Source organism: Duganella alba, assembly GCF_009674495.1.
Lineage (GTDB): Bacteria > Pseudomonadota > Gammaproteobacteria > Burkholderiales > Burkholderiaceae_D > Rugamonas > Rugamonas alba.
On record NZ_WKJN01000015.1, the window covers coordinates 91740 to 115057 of the forward strand.

Consider the following 23318-nt stretch of genomic DNA (forward strand, 5'->3'; position numbering starts at 1 on the left):
CTGCGCTCAGATTGAGGAGATCAACTTGGCTCCGCACGCAGCCTTGTCGCCGTCGTAAGCAACAGCCTTGCCGTGATGATGTCGATCGCTGGCCGCCACCTGTATCGGGAAGTTGCCTTTACATTGCGGACAGACGGTCATATCGCCATCCACAGCGATGGGCTTTCCCAGCGCTTTGAAATCATTGGCCGCAGAGACCACTTTACCTCCGTGCGACGTTGAGTCACCTAGACGAATGACGCCCTTCCCCTGACTGTTTTTCATGTGGTCCCTCCGTCGCGCTTCTCAATTAGTTACCAGGAGCGACTTCTGCTCGCCAAAGCTCGGCGTTCTTGAAGCTATCTTCCTCGCCATACCAGTTCGGCGTCTTGCTGCGTGGGTCCGAGGGATACGTTTGCGTTTTGTGCGCCTGTGACGTAGCGGCCCACCCGACGGGCATATCGCCAACCGGTTGCTGATATGGATCATCAGCGGGCACATGGCAAAGCGCTTTTATTTCCGGTGGCCAGATCGGCGCCCGGCAGGTCGCAAGCGACGACACACGCAGAAAAGTAAGCCAAATAAAGAAAGGCATGAAGGCTATTCGCAAAGATGCACTCAGCCCAAACCCCACCTCGTACATACAATACAGAAATGACTCAAAGAGATTTTCGCGCTCAGTCAGAAAAAGCAAGGGCTTGGGCAGTTCAGCAGGGCCGTGATTCATATACCAGCACCAGTAGTTCCATTGGCAGAGCAAATCATTCATGCCGTCAAGCCCGTCCCACTCCCTGCCAATGGCGAAGCCGCCCAATACCTTGCCATTTGAATCAAGCTGATATTAGCGAATGTGATAGCTATCCGAATGGTCAGTATTCTGCCTGCCACGATGAACACAAAATACAGTATCGTCGGTCCACGGTACCTCCACTGTGAGGTCGCCAAGTTTATACGCTGCAAAGAATCGTCGTCGCCGAATGGCGAAAATTTTCTGTTCAATTCGATGGAACCGAATTGGCCGCCGGGTCAAGGAGAAGACTTCATCTCGACCGAATTTGACGCATACGTAGCCAAATCCGATGGCAGCAGCACCAAATTGGAAGATACCAAGTGCAAGCATAAATTCCCAGTCCCCTGAGCAAGAGTCATAGAGAAAAAAAATGGCAAAAATCAAAAATACCACTGAAAAAAAAGCCGCAGTAAAAGTACCTCCTGCAAGCCATTGCCTCATCATCTGCGGCTGTTCGCTGACGTCCATAAAAACAGAATTAATCCTATGTACAGTGGCGCTATCCTTGTATTCAGGGGCAACACATCCCGTAATTGGCAGGCGGTGTTTGGCATCCCAATCAGGAATCGGCCGGCCTATTTTGATCTTAAAAACCCGCTCGTCCATTTAATATCCCCAGGTATACGGTAACGCGTCTACCATCCCCACTTATTCTGCATATGGCGTTTCGGAGCCGCGAAACAATCGACGATAACGCCAATATCCCGTTGGCTCCACAAGCTGCTCGCGGAAGCCGGCAATAGAATCATGCACAAAATCATCAAAGAATTTTGCGACAGAAGAAGAAACCTTCGGATGAGCGACCACCCTTCGTCTAAGCTCGGGCGCCTCAGGTTCTAGAACGTATAAATTGGCCTGGTTTCTGTCACGATCATAAGGTCGTTTCTTTTTGAGGACGTCGAATGACAATAGGGCATTCATTGAAAGTTGTTCATCGGCCGCACAAAACTGCCGATTTGATGCAATCAAAAGGCGACGATGATCAGGATTTGCTTTTGCGACCTGGCCGGTTTTTTCAAATTCTTTCCTTACCTGCCAACGCCACGACAGGTAAGGTAGCATCCAATCACCTAATGACCTCGGTTCCCCTGTTGAGGTATCGATAAAATTCTCAAATGCCATAAGCAAGTCATGATGAATTGAAAAATTTACGGTACTCCGGCTTTTTGATAGCGGCACCCCTGCGGCAAGTGCGCAATCGTAAAGATGATTTAGGGTAATCTGCGAGAGCTTTAGCGAATCATCTGGAGACACGCCGAGCTCCCCAGGTTCATATCCGCCACCAACGTCGCTGTGTGATCCTGGATAGGCAAACTCCAGACAATTCGAAGGTAGCTCTCGATTAAATAACACCGTGTCTAACGGAAAATTCTTGCGAAGTTCATGCATCGCAATTAAGTGAACGCAATTTTCCACATTGGGAAGAATCCGCATAACCTCCGGCGTAGCCCAATTAGCATGGCCTCCCGTAGAACGCAGGCGATCATTTTTAATGCCTTCAACTATGCCCACAGACGCGACAGTATCCATTAAACCTAAGAAGCGAAAGCGGCAAGGAATGTCAGCCAACCCGGTCCGAGTCAGAAAATCATTCAGCCAATGACAGAATACTCGCGCCTCCGTAGCCCCGCGAGAAAAGCCAAAGATATCCAGAACACACTCGCATACTGTGGCCGTGCGCTTAGACTTCATCCGGGCTTTTATGCTATCTATACAGACAGTCAAGAATGGTCCCCTGAGCGCTCCGTCATCTGCGACCAGACTATCAGTCAGGCCTACGCTTCGAAGCAATTTTTTATCCCCCTTTGAGGGGCTATTAGTACAGAGCGCCGTAATCATCGCAGCCGAAAAGATTTCGGTGCCGAATAGTCCCCTGTGCAAAGCATTGAAAACTCGCAGCAGCGCAACCATGATGCGGGAGTCGCCGCCTCGGGCAAAAGCGCTTCCAAACACACTTTCTGTGACTTCATTGATTAGTGCAAAGGGCTTACCTAGCCCTGGGATGTACACTGCATGGGTGCCCTTTTCGGGTATATGAGGATAAGCTTCATAAAGCCGTGCCACATTGGAATGACCTTTCTTGTTTTTGTGTAGGTATAAGCTATTACCCGTGCCATCAAAGAAAATTCCTATCTGAATAGCTATTTCGCAAGCAGAGGCATTGGCGTATTGAGCAGGTTTGGACGGCTTCAGATATTCCACTGGAGCAGTTCGCGTAGCTCTGAATTTCCCGTTTGATTGCATCATCTCCATGTATTCCTCCGATGGTCCATCTGCTTCTCTTCAGCAGCCGTAAACATTTTCGCAATAGGTCGCCCGGCTGTCGCCAATGCTCCCCCCTCTGTCGGTCCATATGACACAGGGTGATCGGGGCTGATGACTGAAAAAGGCGTAGTCAATACTCGAACCTGGCCGTTCGGAAAAAAATGAACGTACAAGCTATAAACCTCTGAGTATTTTTCAACGGGAACCTTTGCGATATACATGGCCCTGGCCTTAACGCTTCGATAGTTTCCGGCCTCTATTTCTAAACGATCAGCGTGCGACCAATCTTCCACTCTCCACCGAACCTCCACGAGCAGGCCGGGCCGCCAACGCCGAGGGATCATGATGCAACACATTTCACCACTCCCGCCTCCTTCGCGTTGCACGCCTGTGCCGCCGTATTTGTTAATATAAAATTCTGGTATCAGGTAATCCGGTCCGAGATGGTGCACACCAATCACTACCGTTGCCAAATACTCGTCTTCCTCAGAGGAAAAGAAGAATGTCCTCCCTGAAATCACAAGAGTTACGCCCAGTGTGCAAAGGATAAATGCTCGTAACCCTATTTTTATCATCATCTGCCCCCACCAGAATGATGACTTGCCAGGCGATGCAGATCCCTGCGGCGACTGGCGACATCGGATTGCTCTAGCACCTGCTGTAAGCCAGGGTGACGCAGCAGACTTCCCTTTGTCTCAAAAACGTCGCGAGCAAATAGCAATAAATCTGTGTTTTCTTCAAGGCCTGCCGACAACCACATCTGCCGCACTCGCTCGGCATCACAATGTGCCTGCATGGTCGAATATTCTGAATCGTGCTCCGGCCGTATCTTGCGCAAGTTCGCCAGCAATTGGTCTGCGCCAAAAGCCTCTCTGAGAGAATTAATTTGGCAATCGCTTAGTATCAAAGGGGACCTTAACGTCGATTGAGCCCTGGAGACGGGCAATGACTTTAGCTTTCCATCACGGTCGTGTATTTTCCAGCTGTCAACAGGCGCAACGAGCGACGCCCATTGCTCGTTGGTGAGAAGAATAGAGAGTGCAGATAACACCAAGCAATCGGCAAACCTCAACGTTAGCTCTGCGCCGCCGGCAGCCAAAACATAAATGAACTGACGGAGGTGTGTCTGCAATTCCGCCAACGATAGCTCTGTCTCGATGAACGAAATTCCCAACTGTGGTAATTGAGCATTAACTAGTGTCATCATTGCGTCGATTCGAGAGCACTGCAATGCGCGCTCCACATGAATCAGTACCGGACTGATTGATATTGCATCTCGCTCGTATATCGCAGCAATCCAACTTGGCTTACGGCGCTTCTTTGTCCACGGCTTGTGTTTCTGGTACCCAATCAGAGTTGTGTCGATAAGAATGTACGACGAGGTCATGATCAGGCTCCGGAGCTGGCAAAAGGACTATGCGCATCTGCAGCGATCAATAGGCATGGGATACAAATCTTGTGGAACGCTTTATCTTCAGGGAAGGAAACGTTACGCTCTTGTCCTGGGAAAGTTTGATGGCTGGATGCATACATCTCATGTTTTCCCGAGGTGTAGCCTTTGATACCAGCGGCACTCAGCTCCAACTCTGTTCCACCGCCATTGATGCGTACTCCCTTTTTGGCCTTGATCGTTATCCAATCGGTGTTGCTAATGATCTCAACTATCTTTTTAGCCAATACATGTAACTGATCGTCCTGAGCTTGCAACTCAACTTTACCGCTTGCTGCTATCACCTTTATGCCGCCTTCATTTGCAAATAGGCTCATCGATTGGCCGGAACGAAATGACGCACTCTCTCCGGAGGCTAGAGAAGTAGCGGCAGCACTAACAATATCAACCGTGGTCGCAGCTGCGATTGCGATATTTTTAGTGCTCCCGAAAATTAAGCCGGAGGGACCGTTAAGGGCCACAATCGGAGCTCCATCGGTATCAAGTTTTCTCAGTTTTTCAATTAGGTCGGCTAAATCCTTGTTCGAAGCCTTGTCGCCGGCATGTTGCTCCGCCTGCTCCCCTAGTTGATAAACGAGTTTTTGCAGACTTTCCGCAATACGAAGCAGTTCAGCACGTTCGAGATGCTTTCCCTTCTCCGCCTCGCATTGTTCGGCGGTTATAAGAACACCTTGTTGACCACGTACCACGACGTTCATATCGCTACGGAGTTCGGCTCCCGATCCCCGCTGTTCTCCTCGGCCATTTTCCTTAGGCTCAGACAGCCAGCCCAGATTCAGCTGACTCGCGCCGTGGTCGGTCGCCAACTGCGCACTGATTTCGCCATTCGTATCATCAAAGCGGAGTTGGCTGCCACGGCCACCACGTATTTCTCGGCTTTTTATTCCAGATAAATAGCGGTTCCCTGGTAAGTCGCCAGCATTGCTGAGAGCAATTGGTTGCCCCTGCTGGTTATAGAGTTGAGCCACAACCACTGGCTTATCTGGATCGCCACCGAGGAAAGTCACCAAGACTTCTGTACCAATGCGTGGCAAGCCAATCGTGCCGCATTGTTGAAAGGCCCCCGGGCCATTACCTGCCCAGTTGGAGGCGACACGTACCCAGGCGGAATCGGTTTCAGTATCGGATGCGCCGGAACCGGCGGCTTCTTCATGGTCTTTCCTGCGGGTGCCGGGGAAACGGATTTTTACGCGGCCTAGTTGATCGCAGTGGACTTCTTCGCCTTGCGGGCCGACGACGATAGCGCTTTGCATTTGTGCCTGCGGCGTGTCCACGCCCGGATCAAAGACCGGGACGATGGTCACGCCGCGTCTGACAGCTGTGAACTGGATGTGCATGCGTAGCGGACCATATGTCACTTTGTCGGAAATGTCGCGCTGCAATTGAAGGTCAGCGGCACCTTGCATCCAGCGGCTGCGGGTGAACAGGCGTTCAACGCGCGCGGCGAGTGCTTTGGGGAGGTTGTTCTGCGCCGTGACCTGCAAGGCTGTGACGACGAAGTCGCGGTCCTCTGGCGCGTGTTCGTCCACTTCCGGATGCTCCGCCAGCGTGAAGTATTCACCGGCGCACAGGTCGCGCACGCTGCCTTCGCCGTGGAAGCATTTGGACTCATAGTCGTGGCGGTGCATGCTTACCTGGCCCAGGCGGCACAGGTCTTCGTTGTCGTCGCCGGCGTGGGGCATCAGGACTTGGTAGTCGTCCAGGGTTGCGGCTAATTCGTTGCCGCTGGGGCCTTGGTCGACGCCACTGCTGGCTTGCGCCATCATGAAGTCGCGCCCCTGAGTGTTGCGGTAATCCCAGCTATGGCGCGTCACTAGGCCCGGTTGCAGGCTGCGTACCGCGCTCCAGGAGGTGATGGTGTCACGTTCTTCGGTGGCAGCGTCGCGGTGATAGCGGATGGTGCCGGCTGCATTCTGGCGCAGGCTGTCGGCGCTGTTGAACAGTACCAGCGTGTGCGACGGTGCTTCAGCCTCGCCTTCGGCCCGTACGTACCAGCCGATGCCGCGCCGCTTCAGCAGCCGGCGGATAAAAGCGGCGTCCGATTCGTTGTGCTGCATGGTGAATTCGCGCTGGGGATAGGTGCGCTGGCCGAAGGCTTCGTCGGTCTCGTGGTTGAAACAGGTGCCGAGGATGGCGCTTTTCTGCCGCCATTCGTTGAGGAGGCGCTGGACGATTTCCACCTCGTTCATGTTGCGAAACACACGGGTATTGGTACGCTTTTCCAGGATCGCCAGCGCATCGCGCAGCACCAGCTGGTAGCTGGCAAGGCCCCCGTCGCTGTCGCCGGAAGCGGCTTCGGTGACGATGCCGCATACGCTGCGCAAGTCGCCGCGATCAGTGACGAATTGCAGCGCCGCCGGCACGGCGATCATGTCCTTCAGCGGCAGGTGCACGTTGGAGGAGACGCACAGCACGCGATATTCGATGCCGCCGCACAGCGTCTCGGAACCGAACACGCGCTGCGGCAGCAGCATATCGTCGTTGATCCCACCCGGGAGGTCGAGGCGCAGCCGCAATGGGCGGTTGTTGGTAACAAGCTCCTTGGGCAAGGCCATGAAGTCGAAGAAGTCATTGTCGCTTTCCACAATCTCTCCCGTTCGCCGTGCAAGTGCCCGATCATGTCAGAGTGATGCGAGAGGCTTTTGAGGTTGAGCAACTCCGCGTAAGATGCCATGCAAAAAAGTAACAATTAAACATTTTCGTCATTGCAATCATTGACAGCAGGACGGTCGCCGGGCAATCTTAGGCGTGCTGTCCTCAAAATGCTGGCGATGATCAAACGTGAAAAATTCTGGCAGCGGCCGGGCTGGGTGTTTTGCCTGTTATTGGCGCTGTTCCACTTTGCCAGCGTCAAGCTGACTTTCTTCTGTGCAGTCACGCCGGAAAACGCTGTGGTGGTGTGGCTGCCCAACGCCGTGCTGCTGGCGGCGCTGCTGCGCTTCCGTGGTCAGCGCGCACCGCTGCTGGCCGCGATCACCTTCACGTCCGACGTGCTGGCCAACCTGAACGCCTTTCCGTGGTACGAAGCGGTGCTGCTTAGCGCCGTCAACCTGGCCGAAATCACATTCACCTATCAGATCATGACGCGCAGCCGCGCCTCGCCGCGTTTGCACCGTCTCAAAGACCTGGTCAAGTTCATCATCGCCGGCCCGGTGTTCGGCGCCATGCTGGCCGGTTTGCTGGCGGCCGTGGTACTGCAGCAGGTGGGCGGCGCCACCACGTCCTATTTCACGCTGGCGCGGGTGTGGTGGTTCGGTGACGGCCTCGGACTGCTGATCTACACGCCGCTGCTGCTCGCCTACACCCAACCGCAGCGCCAGCGCCTTAAGCTGACGCGCCTCGATGATGCGGCGCTGGGACTGACGCTGATGTTGTCCTTCGCCGTCCTGTCGGCTCATGGCGGTGAAATCGATGGCGTATCCGTCACCCCAACGCTGCTGCTGCCAGCGGTGGCGGTGATCGCCTTCCGCTTCGGTGTGCGTCTCACCACGCTGCTGGTGGCGCTGATTTCACTAAGCACTGCGATGCTGATGACCACTGGCCTGAAACCGTTCGGCGACGTGCCGATCCACCTGGAGGTGGTGCGCGCGCAGGAATTCATTCTGACGCTGTGCATCATCGGCATCGGCTTTGCCGTCCTCTTGAGCGAACTGCAAACCCGCGAGCGCGAACTGGAAAGCCGGGTGCGCGAACGCACGCGGGAGCTGGAACAATCGAACGCGCGCCTGGCCGCGATCAGCGCTACCGACGGATTAACCGGCATCGCCAACCGCCGCCGTTTCGACGAGACGCTCACCGGAGAATGGAACCGCGCCCGCCGCAGCAAGCAGCCGCTGGTGCTGGCACTGCTGGATGTGGACCTGTTCAAGCAATACAACGACCACTACGGCCACCAGTGCGGCGACGACGCGCTGCGCGCCATCGCGGCCGAGCTGGCGCGGCACGCGCGCCGCAGCGGCGATTTCGTGGCGCGCTACGGCGGCGAAGAATTCGCCTTGATCGCCCAGGCCTCCGGCGAGGACCATGCGCTGGCGATGGCGGAACGGCTGTGCCGCTCGATCGCCACGTTGCGCATGCCGCACGCTACGTCGCCGTTTGAGGTGCTGACGGTGAGTATCGGCGTGGCGGTCTTCACACCGGGCCAGCAGGACTCGTGGGACGATCTGCTGAAGGCCGCCGACGTGGCGCTGTACCGCGCCAAGCAGTTGGGCCGAAATCGCGTCGAACTGGCCGACGTCGAATCAGTCACCTGAACGGCGCGCCGATAGCTGCCGATACTGGCTGGGCGTCAGCCCGGTGGTGGCCTTGAACTGGCGCGTGAACGCCGAGTGATCGCCATAGCCGCAGGCCTGCGCGATCTCCGCCACGCTGGCGGCGCCGTTCAGCATGCGCGAGGCGGCATCGACGCGGGTCTGGATGATCATCTGGCGCGGCGTCAGGTGGAAGATGCGCAGGAAGTAGCGCTCGATCTGCGCCACCGACATATTCGCGATGCGCGCCAGCTCCGGCAGCTGCAGCGGCTGGCCGTACTGTTCATGGATCACCTGCACTGCCGCCGCCACCTTGCGGTAGGCCGGATTTTTCTTGTCCGCCATCGCCAGGTCGCGCGAGATGCCGGTCAGGCCGACGATGCGGCCATGGGCGTCGCGCAGCGCGGTCTTGCGGGTCAGGCACCAGCCGGGATCGCGGTTGGGATACAGGTGCAGTTCCAGCTGGTCTTCGATATCGCTGTCACCGGCCAGCACTTGCATGTCCTGCGCCAGATAGGTCTGGCCGAACGGATGGGCGAACACCTCGGCCGGCGTGCGTCCGATCAACGCCGATTTGTGCCGCTGGCCGCAACGCTGGACCAGCGTCTGGTTGACCACCACGTAACGCCCTTCGATATCCTTGACGAAAAACACCACGTCCGGCAACGCATCGAACAAGCCCTCTGCAAAAAAGGGATCGGCGATATTTGCACCCAGTGTGCGGCGCGCGGCCTGATTGTTGACGGATTCTGTATGCATGAACTTTATTGTGCACCATTATGCAGATTTCGTCACCCATCATGCGCAGGCCAAGCAAGACAGGGGGCAGCGTCCAGCCTAAGATTTATGGTATGAAAACCATCTCCATCATCGATTCCCATACCGGCGGCGAACCGACCCGCCTTGTCATCGACGGCGGCCCTGAATTGGGCAAAGGCCCGCTCAGCGAACGCCTGGCCCGGCTGCGCGCCGCCCACGACAACTTCCGCTCCGCCGTGGTGTGCGAGCCGCGCGGCTCGGACGTGCTGGTGGGCGCGCTGCTGTGCGAGCCGCACGCGCCGGACTGCGTGGCGGGTGTGATCTTCTTCAACAACGTCGGCTACCTGGGCATGTGCGGCCACGGCACCATCGGCCTGGTGGCGTCGCTGGCCTTCATGGGCCGCATCGCGCCCGGCCGCCACCGCATCGACACGCCGGTGGGCGTGGTGGAAGCGGAACTGCATGCCGATGGCAGCGTCACCGTGGACAACGTGGCGTCGTACCGCAGCCGCGCCGCCGTCACGGTGGAGGTGCCGGGCCATGGCGCCGTCACCGGTGACATCGCCTACGGCGGCAACTGGTTCTTCCTGGTCGCCGATCATGGCCAGGAACTGAGCGTGCGCAATGTCGAGGCGCTCACCAGCTACACAGTCGCCGTCAGCGACGCGCTGGCCAGGGCCGGCATCACCGGCGACAACGGCGCCGTGATCGACCACATCGAACTGTTTGCCGATTCGCGCACCGGCGCCGACAGCCAGAGCTTCGTGCTCTGCCCCGGCAAGGCCTACGACCGCTCGCCCTGCGGCACCGGCACCAGCGCCAAGCTGGCCTGCCTGGCCGCCGACGGCAAGCTGGCCGAAGGCGCGCTGTGGAAGCAGGAAAGCGTGATCGGCAGCGTGTTCGAGGCTTCGTACCGCGTGCGCGACGGCCAGCTGCTGCCGAGCATACGCGGCAAGGCCTGGGTCAATGCGCAGGCGCAGTTGATCCTCGATCCGAGCGATCCCTTCGTCTGGGGCATCCGGTGATCAGTGCCGACGTGATCGTCATCGGCGCCGGCATCGTCGGCGCCGCATGTGCGGATGCGCTCAGCGAGCGCGGACTGCGCGTGGCGATCATCGAGCAGGACATCGCCGGCGGCGGCGCCACGGCGGCCGGCATGGGCCACCTGGTGGTCATGGACGACAACTCGGCGGAACTGGCGCTGTCGGCCTACTCGGTCTCGTTGTGGAAGGATCTAGTGGGCGACCGCCCGCAGCGCCACGAATACAGCGGCTGCGGCACCATCTGGATCGCCGCCGATGAAGAGGAAATGGATGCCGCGCTGGAGAAGGCGCAGAACCTGTCCGGCCATGGCCTGATCTGTGAAGTGCTGACGCCCGCCGCGCTGTATGCGCGCGAGCCGCAGCTGCGCGCCGGCCTGGCCGGCGGCCTCCTGGTGCGCGGCGATGGACTGGTGTATCCGCCCAAGACCACCCGCATCCTGCTGGACCGCGCCATGCGCCGCGGCGCCATCACGCGCCGCGCCAGCGTCACCGCCATCGAGGACCACTGCGTGGTGCTGGGGGACGGCACGCGCCATCAGGCGCAGCACATCGTGCTGGCGGCCGGTGCCCGTTCCAGCGCGCTGCTGCCGGAACTGCCGATCCAGCCCAAGAAAGGCCACCTCGCCATCACCGACCGCTATCCGGGTTTCGTCAGGCACCAGTTGGTGGAGCTGGGCTACATCAAGAGCGCGCACGCCGCCAGCGGCGATTCGGTGGCGTTCAATCTGCAACCACGTCCCACCGGACAAATCCTGATCGGCTCTTCGCGTCAGTTCGACACCACCGATCCGGCGGTGGAACCAGCCATGCTGCAACGCATGCTGCGCCACGCCGCCACCTTCACGCCGCAACTGGCGCAGCTGAATGTACTGCGCACCTGGACCGGCTTTCGCGCCGCCACGCCGGACGGCCTGCCGTTGATCGGCCCTAGCGGCGCAAGGAGCGGTTTGTGGCTGGCCACCGGCCACGAAGGCCTGGGCATCACCACCTCGCTGGCGACGGCGCAGCTGCTGGCCGGCCAGATGCAGAACGAAAGAACGCGCATCCCGTTTGCGCCCTACCTGCCGGGACGCTTCCATGTCTGACACCCTGATCACCCTCAACATCAACGCCACCGACATCAGCGTGGCGCCCGGCGTGACCGTGGCCGCCGCCATCGCCATGACGGGCGACATCATCACCCGCCGCTCGGTCAGTGGCGCAGCGCGCGCGCCCTTGTGCGGCATGGGCGTCTGCCAGGAATGCCGCGTCACCATCGACGGCCGCCCGCACCAGCTGTCGTGCCAGACGCTGTGCGCCGACGGCATGCACGTCGTCACCGGAGCTGTGGCATGAAGCGCTACGACGTCCTGGTGGTGGGCGCCGGCCCGGCGGGCCTGGCGGCGGCGCATGCAGCGATGACGCAGGGCGCGCAGGTCGGCATCATCGACGACAATCCGCTGGCCGGCGGCCAGATCTGGCGCGGCGGCCCGGACCTGCAAGCCGATGCGCGCGCACCGCAGATGTGGAACGCCTTGCGTGCGTCGGAGCTGGTCGAGTTCTTGCCGCAGACGCGCGTGATGTACGCGCCGCAGCAGGGCCAATTGCTGGTGCAGACACCCAGCGCAGCGGCCACGCTGCATTACGCCAGACTCGTGCTGGCGACCGGCGCGCGCGAACGCCTGCTGCCCTTCCCTGGCTGGACGCTGCCCGGCGTCACCGGAGCCGGTGGCCTGCAGGCGCTGGCCAAGGGCGGCTATCCGCTGCAAGGCAAGCGCGTAGTGGTGGCGGGCAGCGGCCCGCTGCTGCTGGCCGCCGCCGCCACGCTGAAGAGCAAGGGTGCGCACATCGTCGCCATCGTCGAACAGGCGGGCACCCCGGCGCTGCTGCGCTTCGGCTTAGGCCTGCTGGCGACGCCGGCCAGGATCACCCAGGCGATGCAATTGATGGCGCAACTGGGCGGCACGCCGTATCTGCGCGACAGCTTCGTGCATTCGGCGCATGGCGACGGCACGCTGCAATCAGTGCAGATCCAGCGCGGCGGCGTACCCGAGATGGAAAACCTGCAATGCGATTATCTGGCCTGCGGCTACGGCCTGATGCCAAACGTGGAACTGGCGCAGGCATTGGGCTGCGCCACCGCGACGGACGGCGCGCAGACAGTGGTGACAGTGGATGAATCGCAGCTTACCTCCGTGCCGGACATCTACTGCGCCGGCGAAGGCACCGGCATCGGCGGCGTGGATCTGGCCCTGGCGGAAGGCCATATCGCCGGCCTGGCCGCCTGCGGCAAAGCCGAGCCGTCACCGGAGGCGATGCAAAGCCGCGCGCATTGGCGGAAGTTTGCCGGGCGCCTGGCGCGCGCGTTTGCGCTGCGTCCCGAACTGCGCACGCTGGCCGGCGACGACACCATCGTCTGCCGCTGCGAAGACGTCTGCCACAACGAACTGCGCACGCATGGCAGTTGGCGCAGCGCCAAGCTGCAAACCCGCTGCGGCATGGGTCCGTGCCAGGGCCGCATCTGCGGCGGCGCCACCGAGGTGCTTTACGGCTGGCGGCCGGACGCGGTCAGGATGCCGATCTCGCCGACCCGCATCGCCAGCATCATCGAGTAGTTAATTGCGCTTGATGGTCGAGCCGCGCAGGATCAGTTGCGGCTCGATCATGGTGGTGGTCGGCGGCGCCTTGCCGTCGATGGTGGCAATCAGTTTTTCCATGGCGGCTGCGCCCATGCGTTCACTTTGCAGGTCGACCGTGGTCAGCGCCGGCGACGTGTATAAACCGTATTGAATATTATCGAAGCCGGCCACCGACATATCCTCCGGCAGTTTGAAGCCCAGCGCCTGCGCCGCCTTCATGAAGCCCAGCGCCATCAGGTCGTTATAGCAGATCAGCGCATCCGGATGTTCGCCGCCCAGCATGATGGCCGAGCATACGCGCTCGCCTTCGGCCGCCGTCGGCGCGCTGCTTTCGTGGACGATCAGTTCCATGCCATGCGCGGCCAGGCATTCGCGGATGCCGCCCAGGCGCTCTTCGTCGCGGCGCGAACGCGGGAAGCTCAGGTAGGCGATGCGCTTGTGGCCCAGCGACACCAGGTGGCGCGTCAGCATGTAGGCGCCGCGATGGTCGTCGCTGATCACCCATGGAATCTCCAGGCGGTTCAGGCGGCCGAAGAACACCAGCGGCTTGCCCAGCTCCGTCATCCAGTCCATTTCCTCTTCCAGCATGCGCGAGAAGACGATCATGCCGTCGACGCGGCGGCTCAGCGCCTCCAGCAGCGGGCGTTCGCGGCCCGGATTCTCTTCCGTATCGACCAGCAGCAGCGTGTAGCCGTGCGCCTGCGCCACACGGTTAGCGCCCTTGACGATGCTGGTGAAGTGGGGATTGCTGACGTCCAGCACCGACAGGCCGATGCTCTTGGTGCGGCCGGTGATCATCGACGCCGCCAGCGGGTTGGAACGGTAGCCCAGCTTTGCAATCACCTCGGTGATGGTGGCTTCCACCGCGGGCGAGAAACGCTGCGCACCGTTGACGAACTTGGAGACGGTGGCAGTCGAGACACCGGCGGCGGCGGCCACGTCACGGATGGTTGCTACGTTTTTTTTCATGTTCAGACTGTCGGAAAGCGTGGCGGCTGCTGCGCCGAAGCGACAATCTTAGCATGACGGCATGTTTAGTCCGTCATAAAGCGGTAGCTGGTCTGCGAACGGAAGACCTGGCCCGGACGCAGCGCGGTGCTGGGGAAGCTGGCGTGGTTCGGACTGTCCGGGAAATGCTGGGTTTCGAAGGCAAACGCGCCGAAGCGCTGATAGGCCACGCCTTCGCTGCCGATCTCCTTGCCGTCAAAGCCGTTGACCGTGTACAGCTGCACCGAAGGCTCGCTGGTGCTGACCACCAGCTTGCGGCCGGCCGCGATGATGGTGGCCACGGGCGCATAGGCGCCAACCGGCTTGGCCAGCACCAGGCTGTGGTCATAGCCGCCGGTCACGCTGTCCAGCCGCGCGCTGACGCTGGCGGCGCGGCGAAAGTCGAACGGCGTGCCCGCCACGTCCAGCAGCGCGCCGGTCGGGATGCGCAGCGCGTCGGTTTCCAGGTACCGGTCGGCGGCGATCTGGAAGCGATGATCCCGCAGCGTATTGGCGGCGGCGCCGGCCAGGTTCAGATACACGTGATTGGTCAGGTTGAGCACCGTTGGCGCGCTGCTCGTGGCCTGGTACTCGATGCGGAATTCGTCGCGCTTGCGCAGCAGGCGGTAGGTCACGGTGATGTCCAGCGCACCGGCGAAGCCCTGGTCGCCGTCGGCACTGTGCAGGCGGTAGATGGAGCCGATCGATTCCCTGTCGGCGAAATCCTGGCGCTGCCACACACGCTTGTCGTAGGGATCGGGATCGCCGTGGATGGCCATGCCCTTGCTGTTGGCGGGCAGCTGCACGGTCTTGCCGTCCAGCGTGTAGCGCGCGTTGGCGATGCGGCCGGCGTAGCGGCCGATCACGGCGCCGTAGCGGCCGCGCGTGCGCTCGAACGCCGCCAGGTCGGGCAGGCTGAGAATGACGTTGGTGCGCTTGCCTTGCTTGTCCGCGACGTCGGCCGCCACCAGCGTGGCGCCGTAATCAATATAGGCCAGCCGCATGCCGCGCGCATTTTCAAGCACGACTTTCTCGACCGGCTGGCCGGCCTGGGTGACGCCATACGCCTCCGTGCGGATGCCGCCGGCGGCACTCGCATGGACGCAGGCCGCGAGCAGCGCGGCGGTCAGGGCCGCGCGCATCACAGGTCGGTGATTTCCTTGTGGCGCGGGACCAGCGCCTTCATCACGCTCCACGCCACCAGGTAAGCCACGGCGCAAATGCCGAACATGATCATGTAGCCGGTGTGGATGTCGTTCACCTGCTTGTAGTAGTCGAACACCCAGCCACCCAGCTTGGTCAGCGCCACGCCGCCGATGCCGCCGGCCATGCCGCCGATGCCGATCACCGAAGCCACCGATTTTTGCGGGAACATGTCGGACACGGTGGTGAAGATATTCGCCGACCAGGCCTGGTGCGCCGACGCGCCGACGCCGATCAGCAGCACCGGAATCCAGTAGCTGATCGCGCCCAGCGGCTGCGCCAGCAGCACCACCAGCGGGAAGAAGGCGATCATCAGCATGGCTTTCATGCGGCCGTCATACGGCGCATAACCGCGCGCCATGAAGTAGCTCGGGAACCAGCCGCCGCCGATCGAACCGACCATGGTCATGCTGTACAGCACGGCCAGCGGGATGACGATGGCCTCGCCCTTCATGCCGTATTGCGCCGACAGATAGGTCGGCAGCCAGAACAGGAAGAACCACCACACGCCATCGGTCATGAACTTGCCGAAGGCGAAGGCCCAGGTCTGGCGATACTTCAGCAGCTGGAACCAGGAGACTTTCTTGGCGGCGGCGATCGACGCTTCTTCCGTGGTTTCCACCGGCGCGATGGTGTCGCTGCGGATGTAGGCCAGTTCGACGGCCGACAGGCGCTTCTGCTGCTCCGGCTTCTCGTACAGCCACAGCCACACGCTCATCCAGATGAAGCCCAGCATGCCGATCATGACGAAGGCCGCCTGCCAGCCCCACACGGCCGCGATCAGCGGCACCGAGATCGGCGCCAGGATCGCGCCGACGTTGGCGCCCGAGTTGAAGATGCCGGTGGCGAAAGAGCGTTCCTTCTTCGGGAAGTATTCAGCGGTGGCCTTGATCGCGGCCGGGAAATTGCCCGCCTCGCCGACCGCCAGCACCGCGCGCGAAATCATGAAGCCGGCAATGGACGGCACGGCAACCACGCCGAACACACCCAGCACCGCCACCGTCACGTTGCCGATCGGCACCGAGAAGGCGTGCAGCAACGCGCCCAGCGACCACACGGTGATCGCCACCACGTAGGCGGCCTTGGTGCCGATCTTGTCGACCACGCGGCCGGCAAACAGCATCGAGATGGCGTAGACGAACTGGAAGGCGGCGGCGATGTTGGCGTAGTCGGTATTGCTCCAGCCAAACTCGGTCGATAAGGAAGGGGCCAGCAGGCTCAATACCTGGCGGTCCAGGTAATTGACGGTGGTGGCAAAAAACAACAGGGCGCAGATGGTCCAACGGTATTTACCGACGGATTGCGCCACCGCTTGCGCATTGACAGGCTCGCTCAGGTTCATGGCATCACTTATTTTATGTTTATGGTGATGATCTCTCGGTCTCCACGAGATCACCTTTAGTCGTATGTCATCGTACAACTACTTAGAACCCGAGGCAAGCGGAAAGATGGGCTTGCCGTCGATTGTTGTACGATGACTTAGCGGGTTTTCACCATGAACAGCGCCACCAGACTGATGACCGCGGCCACCGACAGGTAGTAGCCGACGTACTGCAAGCCGTGGTTGGTCGCCAGCCAGGTGGCGGCATACGGCGCCAGCGAGGCGCCCAGGATGCCGGCCAGGTTGAAGGTCAGCGACGAACCGGTGTAGCGCACCTCGGCCGGGAACAGTTCCGACAGCATGGTGCCCAGCGGACCGTAAGTCAGCCCCATCAGGCCCAGACCCAGCGACAGGAAGATGGTCACCTCGGTCGGATCGCCCGAACCGAACATCGGCCCCAGCACCAGGCCGAACACGGCAATCGCGGCCGAGACCCAGATCAGCGTCGAACGGCGGCCCTTGCGGTCGGCCCACACGGCCGAGAACGGAATCGTGAGCGCAAAGAACAGCACGGCGAACAATTGCAGGATCAGGAAATTCTGGCGCGTGAACTTCAGCGCGCTGGTGCCCCAGCTCAACGCGAACACCGTCATCAGGTAGAACAGCACGAAGGTGCACAGCGCGATCAATGTGCCCAGCACCAGCACGCGGCGGTGGTCGCGCCACACGGTCAGCACCGGCACCTTGACGCGCTCGTTTTTGTCCAGCACCTTCTGGAAGTCCGGCGTTTCATGGATCTTCAGGCGGATGTACAGGCCGACGATCACCAGCAGCGAGCTGGCCAGGAAAGGAATGCGCCAGCCATAGCTGAAGAACTCGGCGTCGCTGAGCACCTGGCTCAACAGCAGGAAGATACCGCCCGACAGGAAGAAGCCGATCGGCGCGCCCAGCTGCGGGAACATGCCGTACCAGGCGCGCTTGCCCGGCGGCGCGTTCTCGGTGGCCAGCAGCACCGCGCCGCCCCACTCGCCGCCCAGGCCCAGGCCCTGGCCGAAGCGGCACAGCGCCAGCAGGGCCGGCGCCAGGGTGCCGATGGTGGCGTAGGTCGGCAGCAGGCCGATCACCACGGTGGACACGCCCATGGTCAGCAGCGCCGCCACCAGCGTCGCCTTGCGGCCGATGCGGTCGCCGAAGTGGCCGAACACGGCCGAGCCTACCGGACGGGCAAAAAAGGCGATGGCGAAGGTGGCCAGGGATTGCAGCGTGGCGGCGGCGGGATCGCCGGCCGGGAAGAACAGCTTGGGGAACACCAGCACGGCAGCGGTGGCGTAGATGTAGAAATCGAAGAACTCAATCGTGGTGCCGATCAGACTGGCAAACAACACGGTGGCCGGCGAATTGCCCTTCGTCGCTCCCTGGTGAGGCTGGCTCATGCTTGACGCTCCTGCAATGTGGTGTGCGGGCCATCATACACAGGACATTGCAGGATTGCCAAGCCTGGTCAGGGGTCGATTTGCGCAAAGCCAACCGATAGGTCATCGGCGCGTAGCGGCCGCACCACGCGCGCCTTTTCCTCGCCGTCCAGCAGGAAGATAAAGGTCGGCCACAGCTTGACGCGGAACGAGCGCCCCAGCGGCCGGCCGGGACCGTCCTCGACCTTGTAGTGGCGCACGCTCTCGTTGCCGGCAAACGCCTGTTGCAGCGGCGCTTGCGCGGCCATGCAGTGGCCGCACCAGTTGGCGCCGAACTCCAGCAGCACCGCGCCCTGGGTGGCGTCGATCTCGGCGCGCTGCGGCGCCTCGGGGATGTATTGTGTCTTCATTTACCCTTTTTCAGTTGTTTGCACGGGTCGTCTCGTTGCTGCGGCGCCAGCGTCTGGATGCTGTCGTAGCGCCCGCCGTTGTCACGGCTTTCCACAAAGCCCACGCTGCGCATGGTCAGCGCCGGCGCCACCTGCTTGAGCCAGTAGCCGACGCCGATATCCTTGCGCACGTGGCCGTTGCCGGCAATCAGCACCACATCCTTCGGCTGCTGGTCGCGGATGATCTTGGCCATCCAGATATCGCGCGACATTTGGGCGTCGATCATGCCGCCTACCATCATCTCCGGCAGCATATTGCAATGGCCGGTGACGATTTCCTGCTGCTGCGCGTTGCGGACCGCCGCCGGCACCGGCGCGTCCAGCTTGTAATCCTTGATGCTTTGCGGATCGAACGTGGCCTTGACGCCGTCGCGCACCACGCGCGACGCATCGGCGCGCGACAGATTGCCCGCCACCAGCGGCAGGTGATAGGTCAGCGCCAGCTGGATCACAGGATAATACAATTGCCAATCCCAGCGCGCACCGGCCACCACCTGGATCACGCACTGGGCGTCGGCGCAGCCTTTTTGCGCCTTGTCGACCAGATCCTGGTCCTCGCGGTCGAACTGCTCCATGACGATGGCCGGCCGCCAGCCCGCCTCCACCCGCTGCCGCAGCAGCTCGTAGCGCAGCTTGTGGCCCTGGACGTTGTCATGCACCTCGCCCAGCAGCAGCACCTGCGGATTCTTGGCTTCCAGCAAGTCCGCCGCCGGCGCGCTGGCCGGCTTGCCGCCGCTGGCGCAGCCTGCCAACAACACCGCCGCCGGCAGCGCCAAAGTCAATTGTGTTCTGGCCTTATATGTAGAAATCATCTGATGAACGCCTGTATGCTTCAAAATTATTTGTTGAAAAAGTGACATTCCTCTGCGCCACAGGCAAACGGCCGGCGGGTGTTGTTGCGACGCAAAATTACGTTGTACCAAAAGAAAAAGTGATGGCAATTTATTATGGGCCATGGTTTAATAGCAGAACGGTAGCAACTATTAATTCCGCCGTCCGCAATTTTACAGTTTATGCATTAGTTCGACCTTAACTTCCTGTTGATGCAGCAACGTCAGGAGTGTCATCGTGAAAGTACTGTCCTTGATCTCGACTGCTTTACTAGCTTTAAGCCTTGCCGGCGCCGTACAGGCTCAGCCTGCCGCACCGGAAACTAGCAATAGTGCACCTGCAACAATCGTCCTGGCTCATTGCGAGTCCAGCGACACTGCGCCGTGCAGCACCGACGTCGCGGTCGACAGGAACGGCGACATCGATCCACACACCCTGCCGCCCGCCGACCCGAAACAGCGCCCGCAAAACGATCCGGCCACGCCGGTGCCGGAACCGCACACCTTCGTCATGCTGATGCTGGGTCTGTTGGTGTTGGGCGTGGTCTCGCGCCGCCGCCAGTCGACCGACAAGTTTGACGACTAGGCGCCGCACCGCCCCATGAAACATCCCGCTGCGTGCGGGATTTTTTACGTCAGGCGTGCAGGCGCGAATCGGCGTGCAGGGTGACGTCATCCACCGGCGTCACGCACGGCATGCGCAGCACGAAGCTGGCGCCCTGTCCCAGCACGCTGGACACGGTGATACTGCCGCCGAACTGCTTGGCGATCAGGTTGAACACGATATTCAGGCCCAGGCCGGTGCCGCCCTGGCCGCGCCGCGTGGTGACGAAGGGATCGAACACCTTGTCCAGCATGTCCGGCGGAATGCCCTTGCCGTTGTCGGTCACCTGCATTTCGATCCAGTCGCCCTGCTGCGCCACGCCGATGATGATGCGGCCCTCGTCCTCCGGCCCGAAGGCGTGGTCGACGCAGTTCAGCGTCAGGTTGGTGATCACCTGCGCCAGCGCGCCGGGGTAGCTGTCGAGCATGATGTCGGGCGGACAGGCGATGCTGACCGTGATGCGGGTCTTCTTCAGCTTGGGCTGCAGGCTCGACACCACCTCGTTGATGTAGTCGCGCAGCTCGAAGCGGCGGCGCGCCTCGCTGACCTGGTCGACCGCGATCTGCTTGAAGCTGTGGATCAGGTGCGCCGCGCGGTAGGCGTTGTTCATGATCAGCCGGGTGCTCTCGGCCGCCGTCTCCAGGTAGCGCGTGATGTCGGATTTCTTGATGTTGCCGCCCTCGACCGAGGCCTGCACCTTCTCGGTCGCCTCCATCAGCACCGAGGCGCTGGTCAGCGCGATGCCGACCGGCGTGTTGATCTCGTGCGCGACGCCGGCCACCAGCCCACCCAGCGAGGCCAGCCGTTCTGCCTGCAACAGCGACTCCTGCGTGCGGCGCAGGTCGTCCATCGCCTTGGCGGTGGCCTGCGCCGACTTGCGCGCCTCGTCCTCGGCCTCGCGGATGCGCTGGATATTCGATTTGATCTTGCGCTGAATGGCGTTGAAGCCGCGGATCACCTCGCCCAGCTCATCCTGGCGGTTGTCCGGCAGCTCCTCCACCTCGTCGCTGCCGCGCGTGGCCAGATCGAACAGGCCGTCGCGCAGCTGCTTGAGCGGATCGAACACGATGCGCAGCGACCACGCCAGCGCCGCCACCAGGATCAGGTCCAGCAGCAGCACCTCGGTGACCTTGCGCCGCACCTCGGCGGCCAGCGTGGCGTCGATCTGCGCGCGGCTGAAATTGACCACCACGCGGCCGACGATCACCGGCTTGAGCGCCGCCCCGGCCGCGCCGGAATCGCGGTAGGCCAGGTCGGCCACCACCGGCGTGCCGACCACGGCGGCGTCGTTTTCAATCGAGGAAATGGTGCCGTTCTCGTTGCGCAGCTTGCCCGAGAACAGGCCGACCGACGTATCATAGACACGGATGGAGACCAGCTCCGGCGGCATCATCTCGGCCGCGACGATGTTGTCGACCTTGGCCTTGTCCAGGTCCCACAGGGCGGACGGCAGGCTGGTTTGCAGGCGCGTCAGCACGCCCTGCCTCAGACGCTGGCTGCTGACTTCAAGCTCATGACCAAGGCTGTACTGGGCGTAGGTGCCGGACACGCCCAGCACCAGAGTGACAATGACCACGAAAAGCAGCGTCAAGCGGCCTTTAATACCAAACATCGAGCGATCTCCCGACAACACGGATTTGACGGCAACGCCCCAATGTACGGTATGGGCTGCATCTTGGCAAGACAATGGTAAGATCGGGAAACATAGATCAAGAAGCAATCAGGAGGCCGCATGGCAAGCAACTATCATCAACTGACGCTGGCGGAGGTGCGGCCGGGCATGGTCCTGTCCGACGTGCTGCTCGATGTGCAAGGCAATGTGCTGCTGCCGCAGGGCGCGGTGCTCACCGAGGCCATGCTGGCGCTGATGCCGCGCCACGGCATCGCCGTGCTGCCGATCGCGCTGGACGACGTGACGCCGGAAGTGGTGGCGGCCACCTTGCAGCACCACGAGGCGCGCATCGCCCACCTGTTCCGCAAGAACGATCCGGACAGCGACAGCGACTGGGCCACGGCCACGCTGCGCCGCTTCGTCACCGACTTCCGCCTGGGTGTAGAGGAGACGCCGGAACATGAGTAATACGCTGAGCTACGACGACGTGGTGCGCACGCTGGACGACCTGCCCTCGCTGCCGGCGGTGGTGATGGAGCTGCTCAACAGCATCGACCAGGAAGACGTCGACATTTCCGTGCTGGCCAAGAAGGTCAGCTACGACCAGGCGCTGACGGCCAAGACGCTGCGCCTGGCCAACTCGTCGCTGTATGGCCTGCAGGTCAAGGTGACCACCATCCAGCAGGCGATCACCTACCTGGGTTTCCAGACCACGCGCAACCTGATCACGGCGGCCGCCGTCACCGGCTGCTTTGCCGAAGGCCACTGCCCCGGCTTCGACCACAAGGCGTTCTGGCGCCACTCGATCGCCACCGCCGCCTGCGCCAAGGTGCTGGCGCGGCAGATGCGCTTCAATCAGGATTACGCCTTCACGGCCGGGCTGCTGCACGACATCGGCCGCCTGGTGCTGGTGTCCTGCTTCCCGAACCACTACTCGGAAGCGATCGCCTACCGCGAGCAGCACGACTGCACCATGCTGGACGCCGAGCGCAGCGTGCTGGGCGTCGATCACGTCGACGCCGGCCTCGCACTGGCGGAACACTGGAATTTCTCGGACACGATGCGGCTCGCCATCGGCGGCCATCACGACCCGGAAGCACCGGGCGCGGGATTTCTAGCGGCCATCATTCACGTGGCCGACGCTATCGTGCATGCGCTCGATCTGGCGCAGGTACAGGACGATCTGGTGCCGCCTGTGTCCACCGTGGCCTGGACTGCCTTGGGCCTCGATGAAGAAGTGTATCTGCAAATTTTCCGCGAAACGGAACTGCAGTATGAAGAGATCTCTATGGTGCTGCTGACCTGAAGCGGCAGCCTGCCGGAGCGGGTTTTACACGCGACCCGGCAGGCGCTTGCGCGCGGCGCGCATTAATGATGTGCCGCGTTTCCGGCCTGGGCCTTGTCAGCTGCTGGACGATCTTCTGGCTTCGGACGGCCCTGGGCATCGGACAGGCGGTACTTGGTGCGGCGGTCGCCCATCAGGTCGCGCAGGTCGCGGATGCTCATGCCGGTCACTTCATGCATGCGGATCAGCAGCGAAGCGCCGACCGGCAGACGGTGGTGACGGATTTTGCTGATCACCGGCGGCGCCACTTCCAGCAGGCGCGACAGTGCGGCATCGTTCTTCAGCTGCATCTTGCCCAGCAAGATATCCAGCAGATGGTTGGGGTTGTAGCTTTCCTGGGAAGCGAGAGCATGATGTGCCATGATGAATTTCCTCGTTGGTTGGGGTGAACAGATAGTGCT

General features: G+C 61.3%; 24 protein-coding genes. 8 read left to right on the forward strand and 16 right to left on the reverse strand.

What is annotated here, in order from left to right:
* Positions 1-6 precede the first annotated feature (6 nt).
* Genes GJ695_RS16355 through GJ695_RS16380 form a run of 7 tightly spaced genes read right to left on the reverse strand, consistent with a single transcriptional unit; the run spans position 7 to position 7069 of the window.
* A complete protein-coding gene (locus GJ695_RS16355) occupies positions 7-264 on the reverse strand; it encodes a PAAR domain-containing protein (protein WP_154366505.1) in 258 nt (85 codons plus the stop codon).
* A 25-nt stretch (positions 265-289) separates the two neighbouring features.
* Positions 290-793 (reverse strand): DUF6708 domain-containing protein, encoded by a 504-nt coding sequence (locus GJ695_RS30155; RefSeq protein WP_229260545.1) that lies wholly within the window; start codon positions 791-793, stop codon positions 290-292.
* 27 nt (positions 794-820) lie between these two features.
* Entirely contained in the window at positions 821-1375 is a 555-nt protein-coding gene (locus GJ695_RS30160) for a hypothetical protein (RefSeq protein WP_229260544.1), read from the reverse strand.
* Positions 1376-1417: 42 nt separating this feature from the next.
* A complete protein-coding gene (locus tag GJ695_RS16365) occupies positions 1418-3022 on the reverse strand; it encodes a T6SS phospholipase effector Tle1-like catalytic domain-containing protein (protein WP_154366507.1) in 1605 nt (534 codons plus the stop codon).
* Entirely contained in the window at positions 3013-3612 is a 600-nt protein-coding gene (locus tag GJ695_RS16370) for a DUF3304 domain-containing protein (protein ID WP_154366509.1), read from the reverse strand. The genes GJ695_RS16365 and GJ695_RS16370 overlap by 10 nt, the downstream gene beginning before the upstream one ends.
* Positions 3609-4421: a DUF4123 domain-containing protein gene (locus GJ695_RS16375; protein ID WP_154366511.1), complete on the reverse strand. Its 813-nt coding sequence runs from the start codon at positions 4419-4421 to the stop codon at positions 3609-3611. The genes GJ695_RS16370 and GJ695_RS16375 overlap by 4 nt, the downstream gene beginning before the upstream one ends.
* Positions 4422-4423: 2 nt before the next feature.
* Positions 4424-7069 (reverse strand): type VI secretion system Vgr family protein, encoded by a 2646-nt coding sequence (locus tag GJ695_RS16380; protein ID WP_371866535.1) that lies wholly within the window; start codon positions 7067-7069, stop codon positions 4424-4426.
* 186 nt (positions 7070-7255) lie between these two features.
* Here GJ695_RS16380 and GJ695_RS16385 point away from each other — a divergent pair, with 186 nt between their 5' ends.
* Positions 7256-8737, forward strand: a complete 1482-nt coding sequence (locus tag GJ695_RS16385) for a GGDEF domain-containing protein (RefSeq protein WP_154366513.1) — start codon at positions 7256-7258, stop codon at positions 8735-8737.
* Here the strand turns inward: GJ695_RS16385 and GJ695_RS16390 are convergent.
* Complete coding sequence (locus GJ695_RS16390) at positions 8726-9493, reverse strand: AraC family transcriptional regulator (protein ID WP_154366515.1); 768 nt, start codon at positions 9491-9493, stop codon at positions 8726-8728. The two genes, GJ695_RS16385 and GJ695_RS16390, sit on opposite strands and share 12 nt — an antisense overlap.
* A gap of 92 nt (positions 9494-9585) precedes the next feature.
* Between GJ695_RS16390 and GJ695_RS16395 the strand changes: the two genes are divergently transcribed.
* Genes GJ695_RS16395 through GJ695_RS16410 form a run of 4 tightly spaced genes read left to right on the forward strand, consistent with a single transcriptional unit; the run spans position 9586 to position 13130 of the window.
* Positions 9586-10518 (forward strand): 4-hydroxyproline epimerase, encoded by a 933-nt coding sequence (locus GJ695_RS16395; RefSeq protein WP_154366517.1) that lies wholly within the window; start codon positions 9586-9588, stop codon positions 10516-10518.
* Positions 10515-11621 carry an NAD(P)/FAD-dependent oxidoreductase gene (locus tag GJ695_RS16400; protein WP_166455238.1) on the forward strand — a complete coding sequence of 369 codons (1107 nt, stop codon included), beginning with the start codon at positions 10515-10517 and terminating at the stop codon, positions 11619-11621. The genes GJ695_RS16395 and GJ695_RS16400 overlap by 4 nt, the downstream gene beginning before the upstream one ends.
* Entirely contained in the window at positions 11614-11871 is a 258-nt protein-coding gene (locus GJ695_RS16405; RefSeq protein ID WP_154366519.1) for a (2Fe-2S)-binding protein, read from the forward strand. Before GJ695_RS16400 ends, GJ695_RS16405 begins: the two co-directional genes overlap by 8 nt.
* Complete coding sequence (locus tag GJ695_RS16410; protein ID WP_154366521.1) at positions 11868-13130, forward strand: NAD(P)/FAD-dependent oxidoreductase; 1263 nt, start codon at positions 11868-11870, stop codon at positions 13128-13130. The genes GJ695_RS16405 and GJ695_RS16410 overlap by 4 nt, the downstream gene beginning before the upstream one ends.
* On the opposite strand, the gene GJ695_RS16415 is transcribed toward GJ695_RS16410, so the two are convergent.
* From GJ695_RS16415 to GJ695_RS16440, 6 genes are all read right to left on the reverse strand, one after another.
* Positions 13131-14123, reverse strand: a complete 993-nt coding sequence (locus tag GJ695_RS16415; RefSeq protein WP_154366523.1) for a LacI family DNA-binding transcriptional regulator — start codon at positions 14121-14123, stop codon at positions 13131-13133. It abuts the gene before it with no gap.
* 65 nt (positions 14124-14188) lie between these two features.
* Complete coding sequence (locus GJ695_RS16420) at positions 14189-15283, reverse strand: aldose epimerase family protein (RefSeq protein WP_154366525.1); 1095 nt, start codon at positions 15281-15283, stop codon at positions 14189-14191.
* Positions 15283-16686, reverse strand: coding sequence for an MFS transporter (locus GJ695_RS16425; protein WP_154366527.1), 1404 nt, complete (start codon positions 16684-16686; stop codon positions 15283-15285). The genes GJ695_RS16420 and GJ695_RS16425 overlap by 1 nt, the downstream gene beginning before the upstream one ends.
* A 137-nt stretch (positions 16687-16823) precedes the next feature.
* Entirely contained in the window at positions 16824-18098 is a 1275-nt protein-coding gene (locus GJ695_RS16430; RefSeq protein ID WP_154366529.1) for an MFS transporter, read from the reverse strand.
* Between the two features lie 68 nt (positions 18099-18166).
* Positions 18167-18487, reverse strand: coding sequence for a thioredoxin family protein (locus GJ695_RS16435; protein ID WP_154366531.1), 321 nt, complete (start codon positions 18485-18487; stop codon positions 18167-18169).
* Positions 18484-19308, reverse strand: a complete 825-nt coding sequence (locus tag GJ695_RS16440) for a ChaN family lipoprotein (protein ID WP_229260543.1) — start codon at positions 19306-19308, stop codon at positions 18484-18486. Before GJ695_RS16440 ends, GJ695_RS16435 begins: the two co-directional genes overlap by 4 nt.
* Before the next feature lie 286 nt (positions 19309-19594).
* On the opposite strand from GJ695_RS16440, the gene GJ695_RS16445 reads away from it, so the two are divergent.
* On the forward strand, positions 19595-19942 hold the full coding sequence (locus tag GJ695_RS16445) for a PEP-CTERM sorting domain-containing protein (protein ID WP_166455237.1): 348 nt from the start codon (positions 19595-19597) through the stop codon (positions 19940-19942).
* A gap of 49 nt (positions 19943-19991) precedes the next feature.
* Here the strand turns inward: GJ695_RS16445 and GJ695_RS16450 are convergent, their stop codons facing one another.
* Positions 19992-21572 carry a sensor histidine kinase gene (locus tag GJ695_RS16450; RefSeq protein ID WP_154366535.1) on the reverse strand — a complete coding sequence of 527 codons (1581 nt, stop codon included), beginning with the start codon at positions 21570-21572 and terminating at the stop codon, positions 19992-19994.
* Between the two features lie 120 nt (positions 21573-21692).
* Between GJ695_RS16450 and GJ695_RS16455 the strand changes: the two genes are divergently transcribed.
* Both GJ695_RS16455 and GJ695_RS16460 read left to right on the forward strand, forming a co-directional pair.
* Positions 21693-22040, forward strand: coding sequence for a hypothetical protein (locus GJ695_RS16455; RefSeq protein WP_154366537.1), 348 nt, complete (start codon positions 21693-21695; stop codon positions 22038-22040).
* Entirely contained in the window at positions 22033-22878 is an 846-nt protein-coding gene (locus tag GJ695_RS16460) for an HDOD domain-containing protein (protein ID WP_154366539.1), read from the forward strand. Before GJ695_RS16455 ends, GJ695_RS16460 begins: the two co-directional genes overlap by 8 nt.
* A 62-nt stretch (positions 22879-22940) precedes the next feature.
* Here the strand turns inward: GJ695_RS16460 and GJ695_RS16465 are convergent, their stop codons facing one another.
* The gene (locus GJ695_RS16465; RefSeq protein WP_154366540.1) at positions 22941-23279 is read right to left on the reverse strand and encodes a hypothetical protein; all 339 of its coding nucleotides are present in this window, start codon (positions 23277-23279) and stop codon (positions 22941-22943) included.
* Between the last annotated feature and the right edge of the window lie 39 nt (positions 23280-23318).

Coding starts and splice junctions, on each gene's coding strand:
- GJ695_RS16355 (WP_154366505.1), bottom strand. CDS start 264: ATGAAAAACAGTCAGGGGAAGGGCGTCATTCGTCTAGGTGACTCAACG.
- GJ695_RS30160 (WP_229260544.1), bottom strand. CDS start 1,375: ATGGACGAGCGGGTTTTTAAGATCAAAATAGGCCGGCCGATTCCTGAT.
- GJ695_RS16365 (WP_154366507.1), bottom strand. CDS start 3,022: ATGGAGATGATGCAATCAAACGGGAAATTCAGAGCTACGCGAACTGCT.
- GJ695_RS16370 (WP_154366509.1), bottom strand. CDS start 3,612: ATGATGATAAAAATAGGGTTACGAGCATTTATCCTTTGCACACTGGGC.
- GJ695_RS16375 (WP_154366511.1), bottom strand. CDS start 4,421: ATGACCTCGTCGTACATTCTTATCGACACAACTCTGATTGGGTACCAG.
- GJ695_RS16385 (WP_154366513.1), top strand. CDS start 7,256: ATGATCAAACGTGAAAAATTCTGGCAGCGGCCGGGCTGGGTGTTTTGC.
- GJ695_RS16390 (WP_154366515.1), bottom strand. CDS start 9,493: ATGCATACAGAATCCGTCAACAATCAGGCCGCGCGCCGCACACTGGGT.
- GJ695_RS16395 (WP_154366517.1), top strand. CDS start 9,586: ATGAAAACCATCTCCATCATCGATTCCCATACCGGCGGCGAACCGACC.
- GJ695_RS16405 (WP_154366519.1), top strand. CDS start 11,614: ATGTCTGACACCCTGATCACCCTCAACATCAACGCCACCGACATCAGC.
- GJ695_RS16410 (WP_154366521.1), top strand. CDS start 11,868: ATGAAGCGCTACGACGTCCTGGTGGTGGGCGCCGGCCCGGCGGGCCTG.
- GJ695_RS16415 (WP_154366523.1), bottom strand. CDS start 14,123: ATGAAAAAAAACGTAGCAACCATCCGTGACGTGGCCGCCGCCGCCGGT.
- GJ695_RS16420 (WP_154366525.1), bottom strand. CDS start 15,283: ATGCGCGCGGCCCTGACCGCCGCGCTGCTCGCGGCCTGCGTCCATGCG.
- GJ695_RS16425 (WP_154366527.1), bottom strand. CDS start 16,686: ATGAACCTGAGCGAGCCTGTCAATGCGCAAGCGGTGGCGCAATCCGTC.
- GJ695_RS16430 (WP_154366529.1), bottom strand. CDS start 18,098: ATGAGCCAGCCTCACCAGGGAGCGACGAAGGGCAATTCGCCGGCCACC.
- GJ695_RS16435 (WP_154366531.1), bottom strand. CDS start 18,487: ATGAAGACACAATACATCCCCGAGGCGCCGCAGCGCGCCGAGATCGAC.
- GJ695_RS16450 (WP_154366535.1), bottom strand. CDS start 21,572: ATGTTTGGTATTAAAGGCCGCTTGACGCTGCTTTTCGTGGTCATTGTC.
- GJ695_RS16455 (WP_154366537.1), top strand. CDS start 21,693: ATGGCAAGCAACTATCATCAACTGACGCTGGCGGAGGTGCGGCCGGGC.
- GJ695_RS16460 (WP_154366539.1), top strand. CDS start 22,033: ATGAGTAATACGCTGAGCTACGACGACGTGGTGCGCACGCTGGACGAC.
- GJ695_RS16465 (WP_154366540.1), bottom strand. CDS start 23,279: ATGGCACATCATGCTCTCGCTTCCCAGGAAAGCTACAACCCCAACCAT.